The sequence below is a fragment of the Mesobacillus sp. genome, assembly GCF_057785455.1.
Map to the genome: position 1 here is coordinate 15,040 of NZ_JBYNSB010000056.1, position 15,758 is coordinate 30,797.

Annotated in this window: 13 protein-coding genes; 3 read left to right on the forward strand and 10 right to left on the reverse strand. The window is 41.0% G+C overall.

Translation table 11 applies throughout. The annotated features are described in order from the left end of the window. Positions 1 to 16: 16 nt before the first annotated feature. Positions 17 to 787, forward strand: coding sequence for a membrane protein insertase YidC (gene yidC / locus AC3EBE_RS20765; RefSeq protein ID WP_488596933.1), 771 nt, complete (start codon positions 17 to 19; stop codon positions 785 to 787). 420 nt (positions 788 to 1,207) lie between these two features. Further along, positions 1,208 to 2,932, forward strand: a complete 1,725-nt coding sequence (gene abc-f, locus AC3EBE_RS20770) for a ribosomal protection-like ABC-F family protein (RefSeq protein WP_488596934.1) — start codon at positions 1,208 to 1,210, stop codon at positions 2,930 to 2,932. A gap of 812 nt (positions 2,933 to 3,744) precedes the next feature. Here the strand turns inward: abc-f and AC3EBE_RS20775 are convergent. The 8 genes from AC3EBE_RS20775 to AC3EBE_RS20810 form a co-directional block, all read right to left on the reverse strand. Further along, the gene (locus AC3EBE_RS20775) at positions 3,745 to 4,329 is read right to left on the reverse strand and encodes a GNAT family N-acetyltransferase (protein ID WP_488596935.1); all 585 of its coding nucleotides are present in this window, start codon (positions 4,327 to 4,329) and stop codon (positions 3,745 to 3,747) included. Positions 4,330 to 4,436: 107 nt separating this feature from the next. Continuing rightward, a complete protein-coding gene (locus AC3EBE_RS20780) occupies positions 4,437 to 4,643 on the reverse strand; it encodes a DUF6501 family protein (protein WP_488596936.1) in 207 nt (68 codons plus the stop codon). A gap of 70 nt (positions 4,644 to 4,713) precedes the next feature. Continuing rightward, positions 4,714 to 4,914: a hypothetical protein gene (locus AC3EBE_RS20785; protein ID WP_488596937.1), complete on the reverse strand. Its 201-nt coding sequence runs from the start codon at positions 4,912 to 4,914 to the stop codon at positions 4,714 to 4,716. 101 nt (positions 4,915 to 5,015) lie between these two features. Then, positions 5,016 to 5,684 carry an SOS response-associated peptidase gene (locus tag AC3EBE_RS20790; protein ID WP_488596938.1) on the reverse strand — a complete coding sequence of 223 codons (669 nt, stop codon included), beginning with the start codon at positions 5,682 to 5,684 and terminating at the stop codon, positions 5,016 to 5,018. Positions 5,685 to 5,795: 111 nt separating this feature from the next. Continuing rightward, a complete protein-coding gene (locus AC3EBE_RS20795; RefSeq protein ID WP_488596939.1) occupies positions 5,796 to 6,065 on the reverse strand; it encodes a hypothetical protein in 270 nt (89 codons plus the stop codon). A 205-nt stretch (positions 6,066 to 6,270) separates the two neighbouring features. Further along, on the reverse strand, positions 6,271 to 7,923 hold the full coding sequence (locus tag AC3EBE_RS20800) for an AMP-binding protein (RefSeq protein WP_488596975.1): 1,653 nt from the start codon (positions 7,921 to 7,923) through the stop codon (positions 6,271 to 6,273). Positions 7,924 to 8,498: 575 nt separating this feature from the next. Beyond that, positions 8,499 to 9,068: an FAD-binding protein gene (locus AC3EBE_RS20805; RefSeq protein ID WP_488596940.1), complete on the reverse strand. Its 570-nt coding sequence runs from the start codon at positions 9,066 to 9,068 to the stop codon at positions 8,499 to 8,501. Between the two features lie 307 nt (positions 9,069 to 9,375). Next, the gene (locus AC3EBE_RS20810; RefSeq protein ID WP_488596976.1) at positions 9,376 to 10,503 is read right to left on the reverse strand and encodes an MBL fold metallo-hydrolase; all 1,128 of its coding nucleotides are present in this window, start codon (positions 10,501 to 10,503) and stop codon (positions 9,376 to 9,378) included. Positions 10,504 to 11,119: 616 nt separating this feature from the next. Here AC3EBE_RS20810 and sda point away from each other — a divergent pair. Next, the gene (sda, locus tag AC3EBE_RS20815; RefSeq protein WP_488596941.1) at positions 11,120 to 11,257 is read left to right on the forward strand and encodes a sporulation histidine kinase inhibitor Sda; all 138 of its coding nucleotides are present in this window, start codon (positions 11,120 to 11,122) and stop codon (positions 11,255 to 11,257) included. A gap of 100 nt (positions 11,258 to 11,357) precedes the next feature. On the opposite strand, the gene odhB is transcribed toward sda, so the two are convergent. Together odhB and sucA are read right to left on the reverse strand one after the other, a co-directional pair. Then, positions 11,358 to 12,653, reverse strand: a complete 1,296-nt coding sequence (odhB, locus tag AC3EBE_RS20820) for a 2-oxoglutarate dehydrogenase complex dihydrolipoyllysine-residue succinyltransferase (RefSeq protein ID WP_488596942.1) — start codon at positions 12,651 to 12,653, stop codon at positions 11,358 to 11,360. After that, positions 12,646 to 15,495: a 2-oxoglutarate dehydrogenase E1 component gene (gene sucA / locus AC3EBE_RS20825; RefSeq protein ID WP_488596943.1), complete on the reverse strand. Its 2,850-nt coding sequence runs from the start codon at positions 15,493 to 15,495 to the stop codon at positions 12,646 to 12,648. Before sucA ends, odhB begins: the two co-directional genes overlap by 8 nt. Positions 15,496 to 15,758: the final 263 nt, after the last annotated feature.

Genomic DNA, 15,758 nt, shown 5'->3' on the forward strand with positions numbered 1-15,758 from the left:
GTTACGGAGGAGAAAAATGAAGAAGTTTTACACCGTTTTGATCATATTATTTGTCTCAGTTTTTTTAGGAGGCTGCCAGTCATTGACTAGTGACGGGTCATTATTCCAGTCTACTTTTGTCAACCCGTTCACCTGGCTTATACATGTTTTCGCCGGCCTAACTGGCGGCAGCTTTGGATTAGCAATCATTTTGATCACTGTGTTGATCAGATTAATATTGATGCCGCTAATGCTCAAACAATACAAGAACCAACAGCATATGAAAGAAAAAATGGAACTTCTTAAGCCTGAGATGGATCAGATTCAGAAAAAGCTGAAAGCATCAAAGGATCCTGCTGAACAAAAAAAATTACAGCAGGAAATGATGGGGCTATATCAAAAGCACGGTGTGAACCCTCTTTCTGTAGGCTGCCTGCCGATGCTGATACAAATGCCTATTTTAATGGGCCTCTATTATGCCATTAGAGGTTCAAGTGAAATTGCAGCCCATTCGTTCCTTTGGTTCAATCTTGGACATTCAGATATAATGATTACTGCTGCTGCTGGCCTGATCTATTACCTGCAATTCAAGGTTTCCATGTCCAATATGACAGCAGATCAAAGAAAACAAATGAAATTCATGGGACTCATGTCACCAATCATGATTGTCATGTTCTCCCTGAACGCCCCTTCTGCCCTGCCGCTGTACTGGACAGTCGGTGGATTATTCCTGATCACGCAGACATTGCTTGCCAGGAGGATTTATGGAGTAAAGGAAACTGAAGTTAAGGCTGAACAACAAGTATAATTAGCAGTCCGGGAATTAATTCCCGGACTTTATTATTGTCTTGTCAATGAAGAGATTGCTCCCCATTTGTAGACAGGAATATTTTGGTTGACATATAATTTCATTTACAGATATACTTTTAAGTAATGATTACAGAGGGGAATGGTAAAGAGCCGATGAAATACTAATCTTATTTTCAAGCCCGATTTTCAAATATGAAAAACGTGATGCCCGAAAATAGGATTAGTCTGCCCTTTTACCATTCTCATACGAACGAAACGCTTCAGAGCATACCGCTACATGGCTTTATGCTTCTTTTTGTGAGCTTTCAATCATATTTGAATGGGCTGCAGAACCTCCCGGGTCATCACCTGGGAGGTTTTTTTGATGGATTATAATCTCACCTTTAATTAGAAAAGCAAAAAGAAAGGTGGAGTTTTTATGACATTGATGAAGATAAGAGATATTCAGAAAAGCTTTAATAACCAGCCTATTCTTATTAAAGCCGAGTTTGACATAAAGAATGACAGCCGCATTGGTCTTGTCGGGAAAAATGGTGCAGGGAAAACCACTCTGGCAAATATCCTGTATGGAAAAATCCCCCCTGATGCAGGTTCTATAGAAACCTTCAATGGTTTAATAAATATAGGTTATCTAAAGCAATCGACAGAATATACAGTCTATGAGTCAGAGGATGGCTCCCCTTCCCTCACCGATCGCAGTGTGCTTATACATTCAAGCCAGCTTGGCATTAATAAGCTTCAGGAATGGAATGAAGAACGGCTGGAACATTTAAGCGGAGGGGAAAAACTGAAGCTGTCGCTAGCTAAAATATGGTCCGCTAGACCTGAAATGCTGATTCTTGATGAGCCAACTAACCACCTGGATCATCAGGGAATGGAATGGCTCATTAATGAACTGTCAGCCTACAAAGGGGCGGTCATCATCATCTCACATGACCGATATTTCCTTGATCAGACCGTACAGGAGATTATTGAAATCGAAGACGGGCTAACCCAGTGCTTTTCTGGTAACTATTCTGCGTACCGCAAGGAAAAGCAGAGGCTTCGTGAGGTTCAGAAACATCAATATGAAACACAGCAAAAATACAAACAGAAAATTGAGCAGCAGATGGATAATTTAAAAAACTGGAGCGATAAAGCACACCGGGATTCAACTAAACAGGGAACCAGTTCAGAAAGACGCCAAATAGGCTATAAGGAATATCACCGCGTCAAGGCAAAGAAGATGGATGTCCAGATAAAATCCAAAATGAAGCGCTTGAATCAGGAGCTTGCCAAAAACGAGATCAAACAGCTTAAAGAGGAAGCAAAAATCAGTTTTCAATTCCAAAGCGGCAAAAAAAGAGGCAAAAGGATACTGGAGGCACAAAATCTTGGAAAGTCATTTGGTGATCGAAGCTTATTTCATAACAGCCATTTCTATATGAATCATGGTGAAAGGATGGCCATTTTAGGTGCGAACGGGAGCGGCAAAACTACTCTTCTGAAAATGCTGCTAAGAGAGGAACACGCGTCAGAAGGCATTCTTTGGATAAGCGAATCGTTGAAAATAGGATACTTAAGCCAGGATGTATCCGACCTCCCCAACGGCAAAACTGCGATTGAATACACAGGGCTCACTGACAGAGAATCCCTTGGTAAAGCCAGGACGATTTTTGCAAATATCGGGTTGAATGAGGAAAAGCTGGGTGCTCCTATTGGAACTTTAAGCCTCGGTGAAAGAACACGCCTTAAACTCGTAATGATGCTCCTGTCTGACCTGGATTTGCTAATACTCGATGAGCCGACTAACCATCTTGATTTGGCCAGCAGGGAAAGTCTGGAAAGAACGATTATAGATTTTGAAGGCTCGATCCTGTTTGTCTCTCACGATGTTTACTTCCTGAATAAAGTGAGTGAAAAACTTCTGGTTATAGAGGACGGGGAAATTAGCCGCAAGGAAGCTGGATTTAAGGATTACAAAACTTTTAAGCCACGGCAATCCTCAGAAAATGAAAAGCTCGAGCAGCTGATGGTCATCCAAAATGAAATAACTGCATTGATCGGAAGACTATCCTTTCTGTCAAAGGAAGATTCTGAATATGAAATAATCGATCAGGAATTATCCAAGCTCTTGCAAAAGAAAAAATTCCTGGCTGAATGATAAAAACGAGTTTCAGGTTCAGTGTTGCGTCTGCTTAAACATATTTAAGAAAAATAACAACCTATTAAAAACGAGTTCAGATTCCTGTCAATCTTTATAAAGAATCACGTTATATTTGTTTTACATTTGTTCTGCAAAATGCAGAATATGACAAAACCCAATGGATAATGCATTTTATGGCCGATAAACTGTAAAAAACTGAATTTTATGCATTGTGTTTAAAAAATAACCGGAAAAATTCCGTTTAAATTGGGAAATACCTCTATTTCCTTAAGAATAAGCGGAGTTTTTCCGCTTATAGGATCGAGAACTTTAAATTTTGGATCTTTAGAGCAGTTAACCGGAATTCCTCCGCTTATTTCTGCATCTTAAGCTTCCTTTATATCCATTAGCCGGAATTATTCCGCCTATTAATTCTTATACATACGAAGGATGACAGAGTTACATAGCCAAATTTACAAATAAGAAAACACAGGAGTTTCCAGACAATTGCGAGGTAACAGAAATAACTGTAACCGTGCGTTTTTTATATTCAAATTGGAAGACAATTCTTATAACTAATGCGTTATATCGATAAAAAATGACCATCAAATTCACATATAAATTGATGGTCATCTTAATATACATTTTGGATTTTTGTGACAAGAAACAGAACCGTTACTACCAATGGTATTCTTTCATCTTAAAAATCCTTACCAGCTGCTGTACGTAAAATATTCTTTCAATCTCACTATATAGCTGAAAACAGCTACTCAATAAATGGGCTGACTATTATTCCACCAACTGCTGCGGAGGTTTTATTGGATCCTCAATTAAGACCTATTCATTTTATCCTGTAATAGTAACTTGATTTCAGACCATTCCTCCAAGATGATACTATAGATAACAGTATCCCTAACGTAACCATCTGCGATGATACGGTGCTTGCGAAGGATTCCTTCCTTCGTTGCACCTATTCTCTGTATCGCGTTCTGGGAGCGAATATTCCTGGCATCTGTGCAAAATTGTACACGGTTCATTTTCATTTCTTCGAAGGCATATCGGAGCAGTAAGAATTTTGTTTCTGTATTTACAGCAGATCTCCAATAATCAGGATGATACCATGTCCAGCCAATCTCAAGCGATTTATTCTTTTCAGAGATATCAAGAAAACGAGTACTGCCGATAATCTTGCCAGATTCCTTACAGGAAACAACGAATGGAATTTGATTGCCAAGTTCTCTCTCCATGATAGCTGTTTCGATTGTCAGCTTCATTTCATCCTTACTCCTGATCTTGGAAGAAGTGAACTCCCAAATTTGCTCAGGTTCGGCTGCACGCCATAATTCCTGTTTTTGTTCCAGTTCCATCGGCAGCAGTAAAACCGAATGTCCCTCCAGTTTGACTCTCTTCTCCACTTTCTTCCCCCCTTACCCCTTTTCTCTATATCTTATCATTACAGAAGCGAAATAAGAATTATATTAAAACAGAAGGCCGCCATGTTTAGTTGGCGGCCTTCTGAGCATTATTTAACTTCTTCAAAATATTCCTTGTAATAACCCCCGACTTTGCCGGAGTTATCAATAATGAAATAAAATTCCTCTGTTTCATTTTTAACATCATATTCTTTGCCTGTCGTGAGCTTGTTGTTAACAATATATTTTTTCGCATTGGTATGAACGCATTTAAGTTTTTTTGTTGTCTCGCGTTCGTGCCAGTTCAGATGGATCATTTACGGCCACTTCCTTTAATTCAGTCTCATAAACTATAGTATAAAGAATAGGAAGTCCATTTAGCAATAGTCAGCTTGCATTCGCTTCGCCAGCAATTCCAAATCCTCTTATTTCGGATTGATCAAAGGTTAGTGTTTCTCCCGTAATCACATTCTTTAAAGTTATATAACAAACGTCACAAATGACATCCTTGCGAATATATTGTAAAAATGAAAAGTGCTGATTTTTATAAATCAATTCGTAAAATCCGTTTTTAGTAAATCCATTCATGTTAATCCCTCTTTCCAGGATGTTTTCATCTTGGTGTTGGCTGTGTCATTCTATACCACCATCAACGCTTGGATTAAACATCCTGGAAAAAGAAACCTGCATCAAAGGCTGTTGATTGGCAAAATCAAATCCTTGCCTTCATTCTTTGCGGAATTTATCGCAGTTGATACTTCATATTTTTCCATATACTCAGCTTGATAAGGGATTAAAAGTTTTTTTAATTCTTCTGTATCATCAAATGAACGGTCAAGCCATATGTCAATTCGGTCTTCCGGCAGGATGACCGGCATCCTGTCATGCACATCTCTCGTCAATTCATTTGGTTTAGTTGTGATGATGGTGCATGAGGAAATATTCTTCCCATCCTTGCTCCAATTTTCCCACAGACCCGCAAAGGCAAACGGTTTGTTATTTTTCATGCCAAAACGGTAGGGCTGCTTTACATCAGCTTCTTTTTTCCACTCGTAAAAACCATCAGCAAGTACGACACAGCGCCTTTTTTTAAAAGCGGTCTTGAAGCTTGCCTTTTCATCGATAGTTTCGGCGCGGGCATTAATCATTTTGTAGCCAATTTTTTCATCCTCAGCCCAAAATGGAATCAACCCCCATCTCATTTTAACCCCCTCTTTGTTCTGCCCATTATTGAAAACTGTTAATATATCCTGCCCAGGGGCTATGTTGTAACGTGGTTCAAGGTCGTCAAAATATTCGAATTGAAATTGCTGCTGCAATGCATCTATTGTTTCAAACAATGAAAACCTCCCACACATTAAAACTTCCTCCTATTCATTATTTTTTGTATTATATTTCCCTTTCTGCTAAACGGGTAACATCAATGATGATAGAAAAATAAGCCCGGTTTCTTCCTCCACCGGGCTTATCTATATTTTTTCAGTATTTATATGGCTGCCAGATTGTCTTTTCATGGCGATATTAATGGCTACCAGAATTGGAATAATTGAGCTGACTGTAAATCCAAGTGCATAGCCAGATATACTTTCATTCAGGACTTTATCACTTATATTCATACCCAGGAAGCTAATACCAATACCCTCACCATCGACTTTGCCAATCACTGACCAAAGCTCGATCCCCTTCAGCAGGAATAGCAGCCCTATGACTGACAGCAATATTACGAACAGCCACCGCATTTAAGCATTCCCCCATCAATCCTGCAGCTAACGATTTTTAGCAGGTGTATACACTATATTATAGGGAGTAATAATGTTAAATAATATATAAGTCCAGCAGTTGTAACAAAATGTTCAAAATGATATTTTAATTTTCGTAATTAGTCGCTAATAATTTGCAAACTAAAAAGACAGCGTTTTTTGCTGTCTTCTTAAGCCTTGACTTTTAAGAATTCTTTAGTTCTTCGACTGCTTCCATGGCCTGTTCACGCAGCTTGAATTTTTGGATTTTCCCTGAAGCGGTCATTGGGTAGCTATCGGTAAACTCTATATATCTTGGTATCTTGTGTTTCGAAATTTTCCCTTTGCAATACTCTCTGATTTCAGAGGCATCTGCTTTTTCCCCATCCTTCAATATAATCCAGGCCATTACTTCCTCTCCATATACACTGTCTGGGATTCCAACTACCTGGACATCCAGCACCTTCGGATGTGTATAAAGAAATTCCTCGATCTCACGAGGATATATATTTTCTCCGCCGCGAATGATCATATCCTTCAATCTGCCTGTGATGCGGCAATAGCCATTCTCGTCCATAACCGCTAAATCGCCGGTGTGGAGCCATCCATCCTCATCGATTGCTTCCCGTGTTGCATCAGGATTTTTATAATACCCTTCCATTACATGATAGCCTCTGGTACACAGCTCACCCTGTACTCCTCGAGGCACCTCCTCTGTCGTACCCGGCTTCACAATTTTTGCTTCTGCATGCGGCAGTGCTTTCCCCACCGTTTCTACTCTTAGTTCTAAAGGGTCATTCGTTCTCGTCTGTGTGATAACAGGCGATGATTCAGTCTGGCCATATGCAATCGTAATCTCGGTTGCACCCATTTTTTCATTTACAGCTTTCATGACCTCAATCGGGCAATTTGAACCAGCCATGATCCCCGTTCTTAAGGAAGAAAGATCGTATTTTTCAAAATCCCTGTCATTTAATTCAGCGATAAACATGGTAGGAACGCCATGGAGTGCAGTACAGCGCTCTTTTTCTACTGTCTCCAGTACAGCCTTAGGACTGAATTCCTGGACAGGCACCATTGTCGCTCCTACAGTAACAGAAGCAAGTGTACCCATCACACAGCCAAAGCAATGGAAAAAAGGAACAGGGATGCACAGACGGTCTTTGTCAGTAAGCTTCATGGCCAGGGCCACATTGTAGGCATTGTTGACGATATTCCGATGCGTCAGCATGACCCCCTTTGGGAATCCCGTTGTCCCGGAAGTGTATTGCATATTTATAACATCACTTTGTTTAAGTTCTGCCAGACGGGAATCAAGCTGCTCCTCTGATACCCCCTCGGCCATATCAAGGATATCCTGCCAGCTGAAGGTCCCGGGAAACCGTTTGTCACCCATGACAATCACATTTTTCAGGTATGGCAGCCTGTTGCTTTCAAGCTTTCCTGGTTCACTTGTTTTCAGCTCAGGTGCTATTTCATAGAGCATCTCGATATAAGAGGCGTCTTTGTATTGTTCCATTAATATAATAGTGGTGGAGTCTGACTGTTTGAGCAAATATTCAAGCTCAGCCGTCCTATAATTCGTATTTACAGTTACGAGGACTGCTCCCATTTTTCCTGTAGCAAACTGGCTTACGACCCATTCAGGTGTGTTTGAGGACCACGCGGCCACATGCTCACCTTTTTGTATCCCAAGTTTCATCAACCCTCTTGCTGCTTTGCGGCAAAGCTGATTGAATTGCTGATAGGTCATCCTGAGATTTCGGTCAGAATAAACAACCGCATCATGGCCGCCATATGCTCTGGCTTGTACTTCCAATAATTCTCCCACGGTGTAAGGCAATAAATTTTCCAATATGTTACCTCCCTGATCAGTTAAAATATGTAAACGTTTACTTAAACCTACCACACTTATGTTTGAATATTCAATATTTTAAAAATATATTCCTTCCTTTTCCCTAAATATTTTTTATCAAGGCTCTTTTCTAATGCTTTGTTGCTATTCTATATGCTTTTCAAATCTCCTTCTAAATGGTTTTTTAAAGAAGGCTTTGCAATAAAAAGCTGTTGATTTACGTTCCAGGCACTTCGCTTTCCTCTGAAAAATTATGAAAAAGCCCAATTACCGGCTTTTTCTAGAGCAATTTTTTCTTGGGGCGTGCGGTGAGCCTCCTCGTCGCTTTGCTCCTGCGGGGTAAAATTGCCCCTTCATTCGGGCCATTTCTACCTAGGTCTCACCTGTCCCGCTTCATCCCGAAGGAGTCTGCGCGCCTGGAACGAAGAGCAACAGGATCTTAATTCAACAAAGGTGTAAGCAACAATCTTTGCGAAAACAGCCTTTATCAATTATTGAATTACTTAGCATTTAATACCTTTATTTCAATACAGTTGAATGGGAAAAAAGAAAAAAGCAGGAATAGATCCTGCTTTAAATTACTGATCATGCCACATATAGCTTTTTCCTGTTTCCCTTGATACAATTGCAATCCCTACACTTGCTCCATGGCCGGCTGCAATTACTGACTGGCTAGACAGTCCTGCCAGTAAACTCGTGATGAACAAGTTGGGAATGTGGGTTGATCCATCCTGTCCAACGCCTAAAACTCTTTTGATTTTCCCGCTTGGAACCTTTTCATTAACAGTTAGTTCAAAGCCCAATTCTTCAAGCAAAGCTGTTTGAAGGTTTGTTGCCATTATAAGGTATTTCGTTCTGTATTCCTTTCCATCAGCCATCATTACCCTAAAACCTTCATCTGTAATTTTAACTTGCTCAACTGTTCCATCGTGCCACACAGACCCTGCAGCCAGAGCCTGAGCTTTTATTGTTTCGATAAGAGATTGGCCAGAAATCTCCCGTATTCCAGGGTAATTATAAATAAAAGATACCTGTTTCACTTGAGATTTCCCTGAATCAGCAACAGCAGTCTTCAATCCGCCTTGTGCAGTATAGATGGCTGCAGAACCTCCTGCTATACCCCCCCCAATAACTAATACATCAAACATATTATGGCCTCCTGAAAATAAAATCCTATGTAGAAACCCCAATATGGGGCTTTCATTCAAAATAGTTTTGATATAAGATAAATGACTCCTGCCAGGAGCCAAACGTACGTAGCCGGTCATATAGGCGGAAAACCAGAAAACTTTCCGGATTCCTCTTTGCCAGTACGCTTTGGTCCAATTCCTCAAGAACCGCCACTGCAATTCTTATCTCTTGTTTCTTCGTCCAACGTGATCACCTCTCCTTAGCTGCAAAGATAGAAGGAAAAAGAGGAAAGCAGTGCAGTGCTCTCCTCCCTTCATAATAATCTTAGTGTGTATGATGGACTGCACATCGATTTGGCCCGATTTCAAGTTCCATGGCCTCATCCGCTGTTACTGCCTTCACACCTCGGTTGATAGCCACGATATCCTCAAAGTTTGGAGGAGTCTCACTTGATGCTGACTGAGCTACATGATCGACAAACTCCTCAACCGTCTTGCCTTCCATCATGTCGTTTTGTTCCCTGATCAATCCAAGTTGATTGCCAATGTAGCCCTTAGCATTTACTTCAACATCGAAGTTCGCATAATGACCTGGCAAAACAATTACATCGTCAGCTATTTTTGAAACCTTGCTGTATACCGTATCATAGAGGTCCTTCGCCCACTCAGCTGCTTTGCCTCCTAAATCCGGGCGCCCCAGGCCATTCACAAAGATAGTATCTCCTGAGAAAAGAAGCTTATTATTAACAAAGAAAGAAACACTTCCAGGGGTATGCCCAGGTGTCTTAACCGCCAATACTTCCAGGGTTACATGATCAAATACAATTTTATCATGCAGCTCCAGTGCTTCAAAGTCAAACACTGCGCCTTCACTCTTCATTAGATAATAATTTGCACCTGTGATGTCAGCCAGCTGTTTTCCGCCTGATAAATGGTCAGCATGCAAATGTGAATCTACAATATGAGTAATTCTAACATTTTCTTTTTCAGCCACTGAGGTATATTGTTCTGTGAAACGTGAAGGATCGACGACAAGTGCTTCATTCTCTGCTAAGACCATATAAGAAAGGCAGCCTTTACCTACGCGAATGAATTGCAGTACCTTGATTTCTTGGTCTTTATAAACTTCAACAGGGTATAGATATTCACTCCAGGATTTCATCCCTCCTGCCAGATAGGAAACGTCAAAGCCTGCATCGGAAAGCATCTCAGCCACCATCACTGACGAACCTTCCTTGGCACAAATAACCACGATTTCTTTATCCTTTGGCAGCTGATCCACCACTTCTTCCACGCCATCAATCAGTTCAAAGTAAGGGATATTCAAATAATGTATGTTTTCCCCTTCGACCTTCCAGTCCTCGAAGTCTTTTACGTTTCTAACATCAAAAATAAAAAATTCCTTTTTATTTACTACCCATTCATTCAATTTTTCAGCTGTAATTGCCTGCATTCCCACTTTTCTTCCTCCCAATTATTAAAAAATGTTTTAATTTTGCTGGGTATTCATCCCCCGATATAATACCCTTATGGGTATATAATAAATTGCTCTAAGTTAAAATGCAAGCTTTTTTTGATTACTAATGTGTATATAATGTTTTGGCTCTTTTCTAATACTTTGTTGCTTTGAAAGAAAACTCTTATTCTCTTAAAGATAACTGAATGTTTTTCTAAATAAGGCTTTTTAATAAAACACTGTTGATTTCCGTTCCAGGCGCTTCGCTTTCCTCGGGGCGTGCGGTGAGCCTCCTCGTCGCTGCGAGGAAAGCGGGGTCTCACCTGTCCCGCTTCATCCCGAAGGAGTCTTCGCGCCTGGAACGAAGAGCAACAGGATCTTCATTCAACATTTATAAAGGCAACAATCTTTGTGAAAATAGGTATATAAATAAATCTAAAGTTTCTCTCCAGAATGGCTTTCACACAAAGTGACCAAAATGTTTGAAATATGAAAAAATTACTAAAAAAAATTCTTCATAATGGGTTTTCAAAACCTTAATAAACCTTTACAATAAATGAAACTATAATTATAGTTTGAAAATTCAATCCATTCTCACCGAGGAGGAATGCAAATGAAAATTATGAGCAATGAACAATTGGTGGTCTCGTATCGTGATGCATTAAAGTCGGAAAGTGACAAAGAATGGGCACAGATTTTGAAAACTGAAATTTCCAAAAGAGGACTAAAGCCGTTTAAAACAGTAAAGTGATTTTTGAAACCGGTCATATAAAAAATGCACTGCCATCTCTGAGATGGCAGTGCATTTTTTATTATTAATTTTTATAATTCTTAGCCATAAAATTCGGCCATTATCCCTGAAGCAGTAAAGATTCTGGATCTTCCATCAATGCTTTAATCCGTTTAAGGAAGGTTACAGCTTCTTTGCCGTCTACAATTCTATGGTCATATGACAAAGCAATGTACATCATTGGCCTGTTTTCCATCCTGTCTTTATCAATAGCGACAGGGCGAAGCTGGATTGTATGCATACCAAGGATGCCGACCTGCGGTCCATTTAGGATCGGAGTTGAAAGAAGCGAACCAAACACGCCTCCGTTTGTGATCGTGAATGTACCTCCCTGTAAATCCTTAAGGGAAAGTTTATTGGAGCGCGCTTTTTCTGCCAATCCGTTAATATCACTTTCGATTTCAGCGAAGTTCTTTCGGTCAGCATCGCGGATGACAGGTACCACTAAACCTTCGTCTGCTGCTACAGCAACACCGATATCATAGAATTTCTTCAAGACGATTTCGTCACCCTGGATTTCAGCATTCAAATATGGTGATTTCTTCAATGCTGCTACAACAGCTTTTGTGAAAAATGACATAAAACCTAAGCGGACATCATTTTCTTCATAAAAACGATCTTTCCATTTTTTCCTTAACTCCATTACAGCAGTCATATCGACCTCGTTAAAGGTGGTAAGCATGGCGGCCGTCTGTTGCACTTCAACCAGCCTGTTAGCGATTGTCTGGCGGCGTCTAGACATCCTTACTCTTTCAATTTGCTTATCTTCCCCAGACAGTACTGGTGCTGGTTTTGCAGCTTCCTTGTTCGGAGCCTGTTGCGTTTGCTGAGCTTTTTGGTTAGGTTCAAAGGAATCGACATCTTGCTTCCTTACTCTTCCCAGCGGATCTGCTGAATTTACCTGTGCTAGGTCAATTCCTTTCTCACGTGCAAGCTTTCTTGCTGCAGGAGAAGCAATAACACGCTCATTGCTGCGCTCTTCTGCTTGTGTATCCCGAGGGACGGCAGGCTGAACGCTGGATGATCCTTCTGCTTTCTTGGATGTTTCATCAGGAGACTCCGCAGTACGTCCTGTTTCTGTTTCCGGAACACTTGACGTTTGCTGCACACCTGTCGCAGTTCCTTGTTCATTTACAACCGCAATTGTTTCCCCAACCTTGACTGTATCCCCTTCTTCAGCAAGAAGATCAGAAAGGATACCATCGTAATCCGAAATGATCTCTACATTAACCTTATCAGTTTCTAGTTCTACGATATATTCTCCCTTTTGGACCTGGTCACCCTTTTTCTTAAGCCACTGGGCAATGGTAGCTTCAGTAATTGATTCGGCTAATTCAGGAACTTTAATGTCAGCCATTTGCCATTCCTCCTCTATTATTTCTAGTTAACGCATCATTCACGATTCTGGACTGCTCAAGCTTATGGATGTTAGGGTCACCTTCTGCAGGACTTGACCGCCTTCTCCGTCCGATGTAAGACACCTGAATTCCTTTCGGTGCAGCTTCATTGATCCTTGGTTCTATAAATGTCCAGGCTCCCATATTTTTAGGCTCTTCCTGTACCCAGAGAATTTCTTCAAGATTAGGGTAACGCTGCAGCTTTTCCTTTAGGGAATCAAGCGGGAAAGGATATATTTCCTCAATTCTTAATACATGCAGCCAATTATGTGTTTCAGGGTCAACTTTTTCAGCGATGTCGATGCTTACTTTTCCTGTACACAGGACTACTCTGGTTACTGCATCATGCTGTTCTCCCAAACCAGGCTGTTCGTAAATCGGCATGAAACTTCCGCTCGTCAATTGATCAGGATTTGCTGCTACAACCGGATTCCTCAGCAGGCTTTTTGGCGTCATGAGCACTAACGGACGAACAGATTCCTGCTGAAGGATGGCAGCCTGCCTGCGCAATATGTGGAAGTATTGGGCTGCAGATGATAAGTTGGCTACTGTCCAGTTGTTTTCAGCAGCAAGAGTCAAGAACCTTTCTACCCTGCCACTTGAATGCTCAGGTCCCTGTCCTTCATAACCATGAGGCAGAAGCATAACAAGTCCTGATTTCTGTCCCCACTTTGCCCTTCCTGCGGCAACAAACTGATCAAATAATACCTGGGCTGCATTTGCAAAATCGCCATACTGTGCTTCCCAGAGGACAAGGGTTTCCGGAGAGAATACATTGTAGCCATATTCAAATCCCACTACCGCAGCTTCGGATAATGGGCTGTTATGGATCGAAAATGACGCTCTAGCCCCATCAAGATGATGAAGCGGCGTGAATTGTTCCCCATTTACACTATCGTGCAAAACAAGGTTTCGTTGTGCGAATGTACCTCGTTCAGAATCCTGCCCAGTAATCCTGATTGGTGTGCCGTCTTGCAAAATTGACGCAAATGCCAGTGTTTCTGCAAGTCCCCAATCAATTTTCCCACTTGATGATAAAGAATCTTTCCTTCGCTGAAGGATTTTTTCAAGTTTATTGAAAACGTTGAAGGATTCTGGCCATTTCAACAAATCCCGATTAATATTCGTTAACTTTTCGATCGGTACCCCGGTTTCAATCTGTGGGATCCCTAGTTCAATAACTTCTGGAATATCCGGTTCCGCCTCGACTTCCTTCTCTCGTTTCGGAACCTTATCATAGGCTGAAGAAAGCTTAGCCATTATATTTTGTTCGATTTCGGCTCTCTTTTCATCTGATAAGACACCGGTATTACCCAGTTTGTCTCCATATAGTGTTTTAACAGTTGGGTGGCTGTTCACCAGCTTATACATTTCCGGATTGGTAGTCATTGGTTCATCCATCTCATTATGGCCAAAACGGCGATAGCCGATCAGATCAATAAGGAAATCCTTGCCGAAAGTTCTCCTGTATTCAAATGCTAGATGTGCAGCCATCAGGCATGCTTCTGGATCATCAGCATTAACATGGACAATCGGGATTTCGTAACCTTTTGCCAGGTCGCTTGCATACCTTGTTGAGCGTGAATCCATTGACTCTGTTGTAAAACCAATAGTATTATTAGCGATTACATGGATAGTACCGCCAGTTTTGTAGCCATTCAAACGGCTAAGATTCAGCGTTTCTGCAACAATCCCCTGTCCAGGGAAAGCGGCATCCCCATGGATAAGTATAGCCATTGCCTTGCCTGGGTCATATTGCGCATACCCAGGGTTTGTCCGTTCATCCTGAGCCGCACGGGTAAAGCCTTCGACCACGGCACCGACGAATTCCAGATGGCTTGGATTGTTTGCCAATGTCAGCCTGGCGTTGGCTGTGCTTTCGAATTTGATTTTCCTGTCCAATCCGAGATGGTACTTAACATCACCGGTCCAGCCAAAGTTAATCCCAATTGAACCTTCCGATGGAACCAATTCCTTATTAGGTGCATGCTGGAATTCTGCAAAGATCATTTCATACGGTTTTCCCAGCACATGGGCAAGCACGTTCAGCCTTCCTCTGTGGGCCATCCCGATATTGATTGTTTCCACCCCAGTGTTCACTGCTTCCGCTACAACTTCATCAAGCAGGGGAACCATTGCATCAAGGCCTTCGATCGAGAATCTTTTTTGGCCGACAAAGGTTCTATGCAGATATTTTTCAAAGTTTTCCACTTCTGCTAACCTTTCGAATAAGCCAATCTTTCTCTCATTCTCCATTTTTGGGATCAGCATTCCGGATTCTACTTTTTCACGAAGCCATTCTTTTTCTGCAATCTCATTGACATGATGGAATTCATAGGCGATTGTGCTGGTATAAACCTTTTTAAGATATTCAAAGGCGTCTTTTCCATCTTTAATGCCAGCAGGTGCCTCGGCCAAAATGAGCCCTATTGGAATGTTCTTCAAATCCTCATCAGACAACCCCCATTTCCCAGGATTATCAAGCGCTGAATCGTCTGAAGTAAATTGCAAAGGATAAATATTTGCATTCAAATGTCCATAGGAGCGTATATAGTCAGCATACCTAAGCGCAGCTGATATCTTTTCCGGAGAAAACCCTTGAACTGCAGCAGTAAAATCTGTCTGCTGTTTGGATTGGCGATTGATTGCTCGCTCACCATTCAGTTGAAAATATTCTCTCATTTCTGGATCGACCGATTCGGGATCTTGAAGGTACATTTCGTATAATTCATCAACATATCCCTGGTTCGGTCCATAAAATCCGGGCCAGCAGGATTCGTTTCCATTGGTCGGTTTATTCATGAGAAACCCTCCTTACCATAGCGTGTGGTCATAATTATTTGTTACCCTATGTACGTCATTTTTAAAAGATGAATTCGGTGAATAATATTATAATTCAGATTTTAAAACGGTTACAATAATATATTAACATGATATTTGCTTTTAACCAAAGGTTTTGACTGTCAATATAGTGTAAACTTTCTAAAGAGATATTGTTATATTGGAAAACTAAAAATTTATTAATTTTACAAAATAAAAAAACCGGTTAAAAACCGGTTTTTGGT

What these genes read in the sequence shown, in the direction of transcription:
- yidC (WP_488596933.1), top strand. Translation starts at nt 17, where the DNA reads ATGAAGAAGTTTTACACCGTTTTGATCATATTATTTGTCTCAGTTTTT.
- abc-f (WP_488596934.1), top strand. Translation starts at nt 1,208, where the DNA reads ATGACATTGATGAAGATAAGAGATATTCAGAAAAGCTTTAATAACCAG.
- AC3EBE_RS20780 (WP_488596936.1), bottom strand. Translation starts at nt 4,643, where the DNA reads ATGATCCATCTGAACTGGCACGAACGCGAGACAACAAAAAAACTTAAA.
- AC3EBE_RS20785 (WP_488596937.1), bottom strand. Translation starts at nt 4,914, where the DNA reads ATGAATGGATTTACTAAAAACGGATTTTACGAATTGATTTATAAAAAT.
- AC3EBE_RS20790 (WP_488596938.1), bottom strand. Translation starts at nt 5,684, where the DNA reads ATGTGTGGGAGGTTTTCATTGTTTGAAACAATAGATGCATTGCAGCAG.
- AC3EBE_RS20795 (WP_488596939.1), bottom strand. Translation starts at nt 6,065, where the DNA reads ATGCGGTGGCTGTTCGTAATATTGCTGTCAGTCATAGGGCTGCTATTC.
- AC3EBE_RS20805 (WP_488596940.1), bottom strand. Translation starts at nt 9,068, where the DNA reads ATGTTTGATGTATTAGTTATTGGGGGGGGTATAGCAGGAGGTTCTGCA.
- AC3EBE_RS20810 (WP_488596976.1), bottom strand. Translation starts at nt 10,503, where the DNA reads ATGCAGGCAATTACAGCTGAAAAATTGAATGAATGGGTAGTAAATAAA.
- sda (WP_488596941.1), top strand. Translation starts at nt 11,120, where the DNA reads ATGAAAATTATGAGCAATGAACAATTGGTGGTCTCGTATCGTGATGCA.
- odhB (WP_488596942.1), bottom strand. Translation starts at nt 12,653, where the DNA reads ATGGCTGACATTAAAGTTCCTGAATTAGCCGAATCAATTACTGAAGCT.
- sucA (WP_488596943.1), bottom strand. Translation starts at nt 15,495, where the DNA reads ATGAATAAACCGACCAATGGAAACGAATCCTGCTGGCCCGGATTTTAT.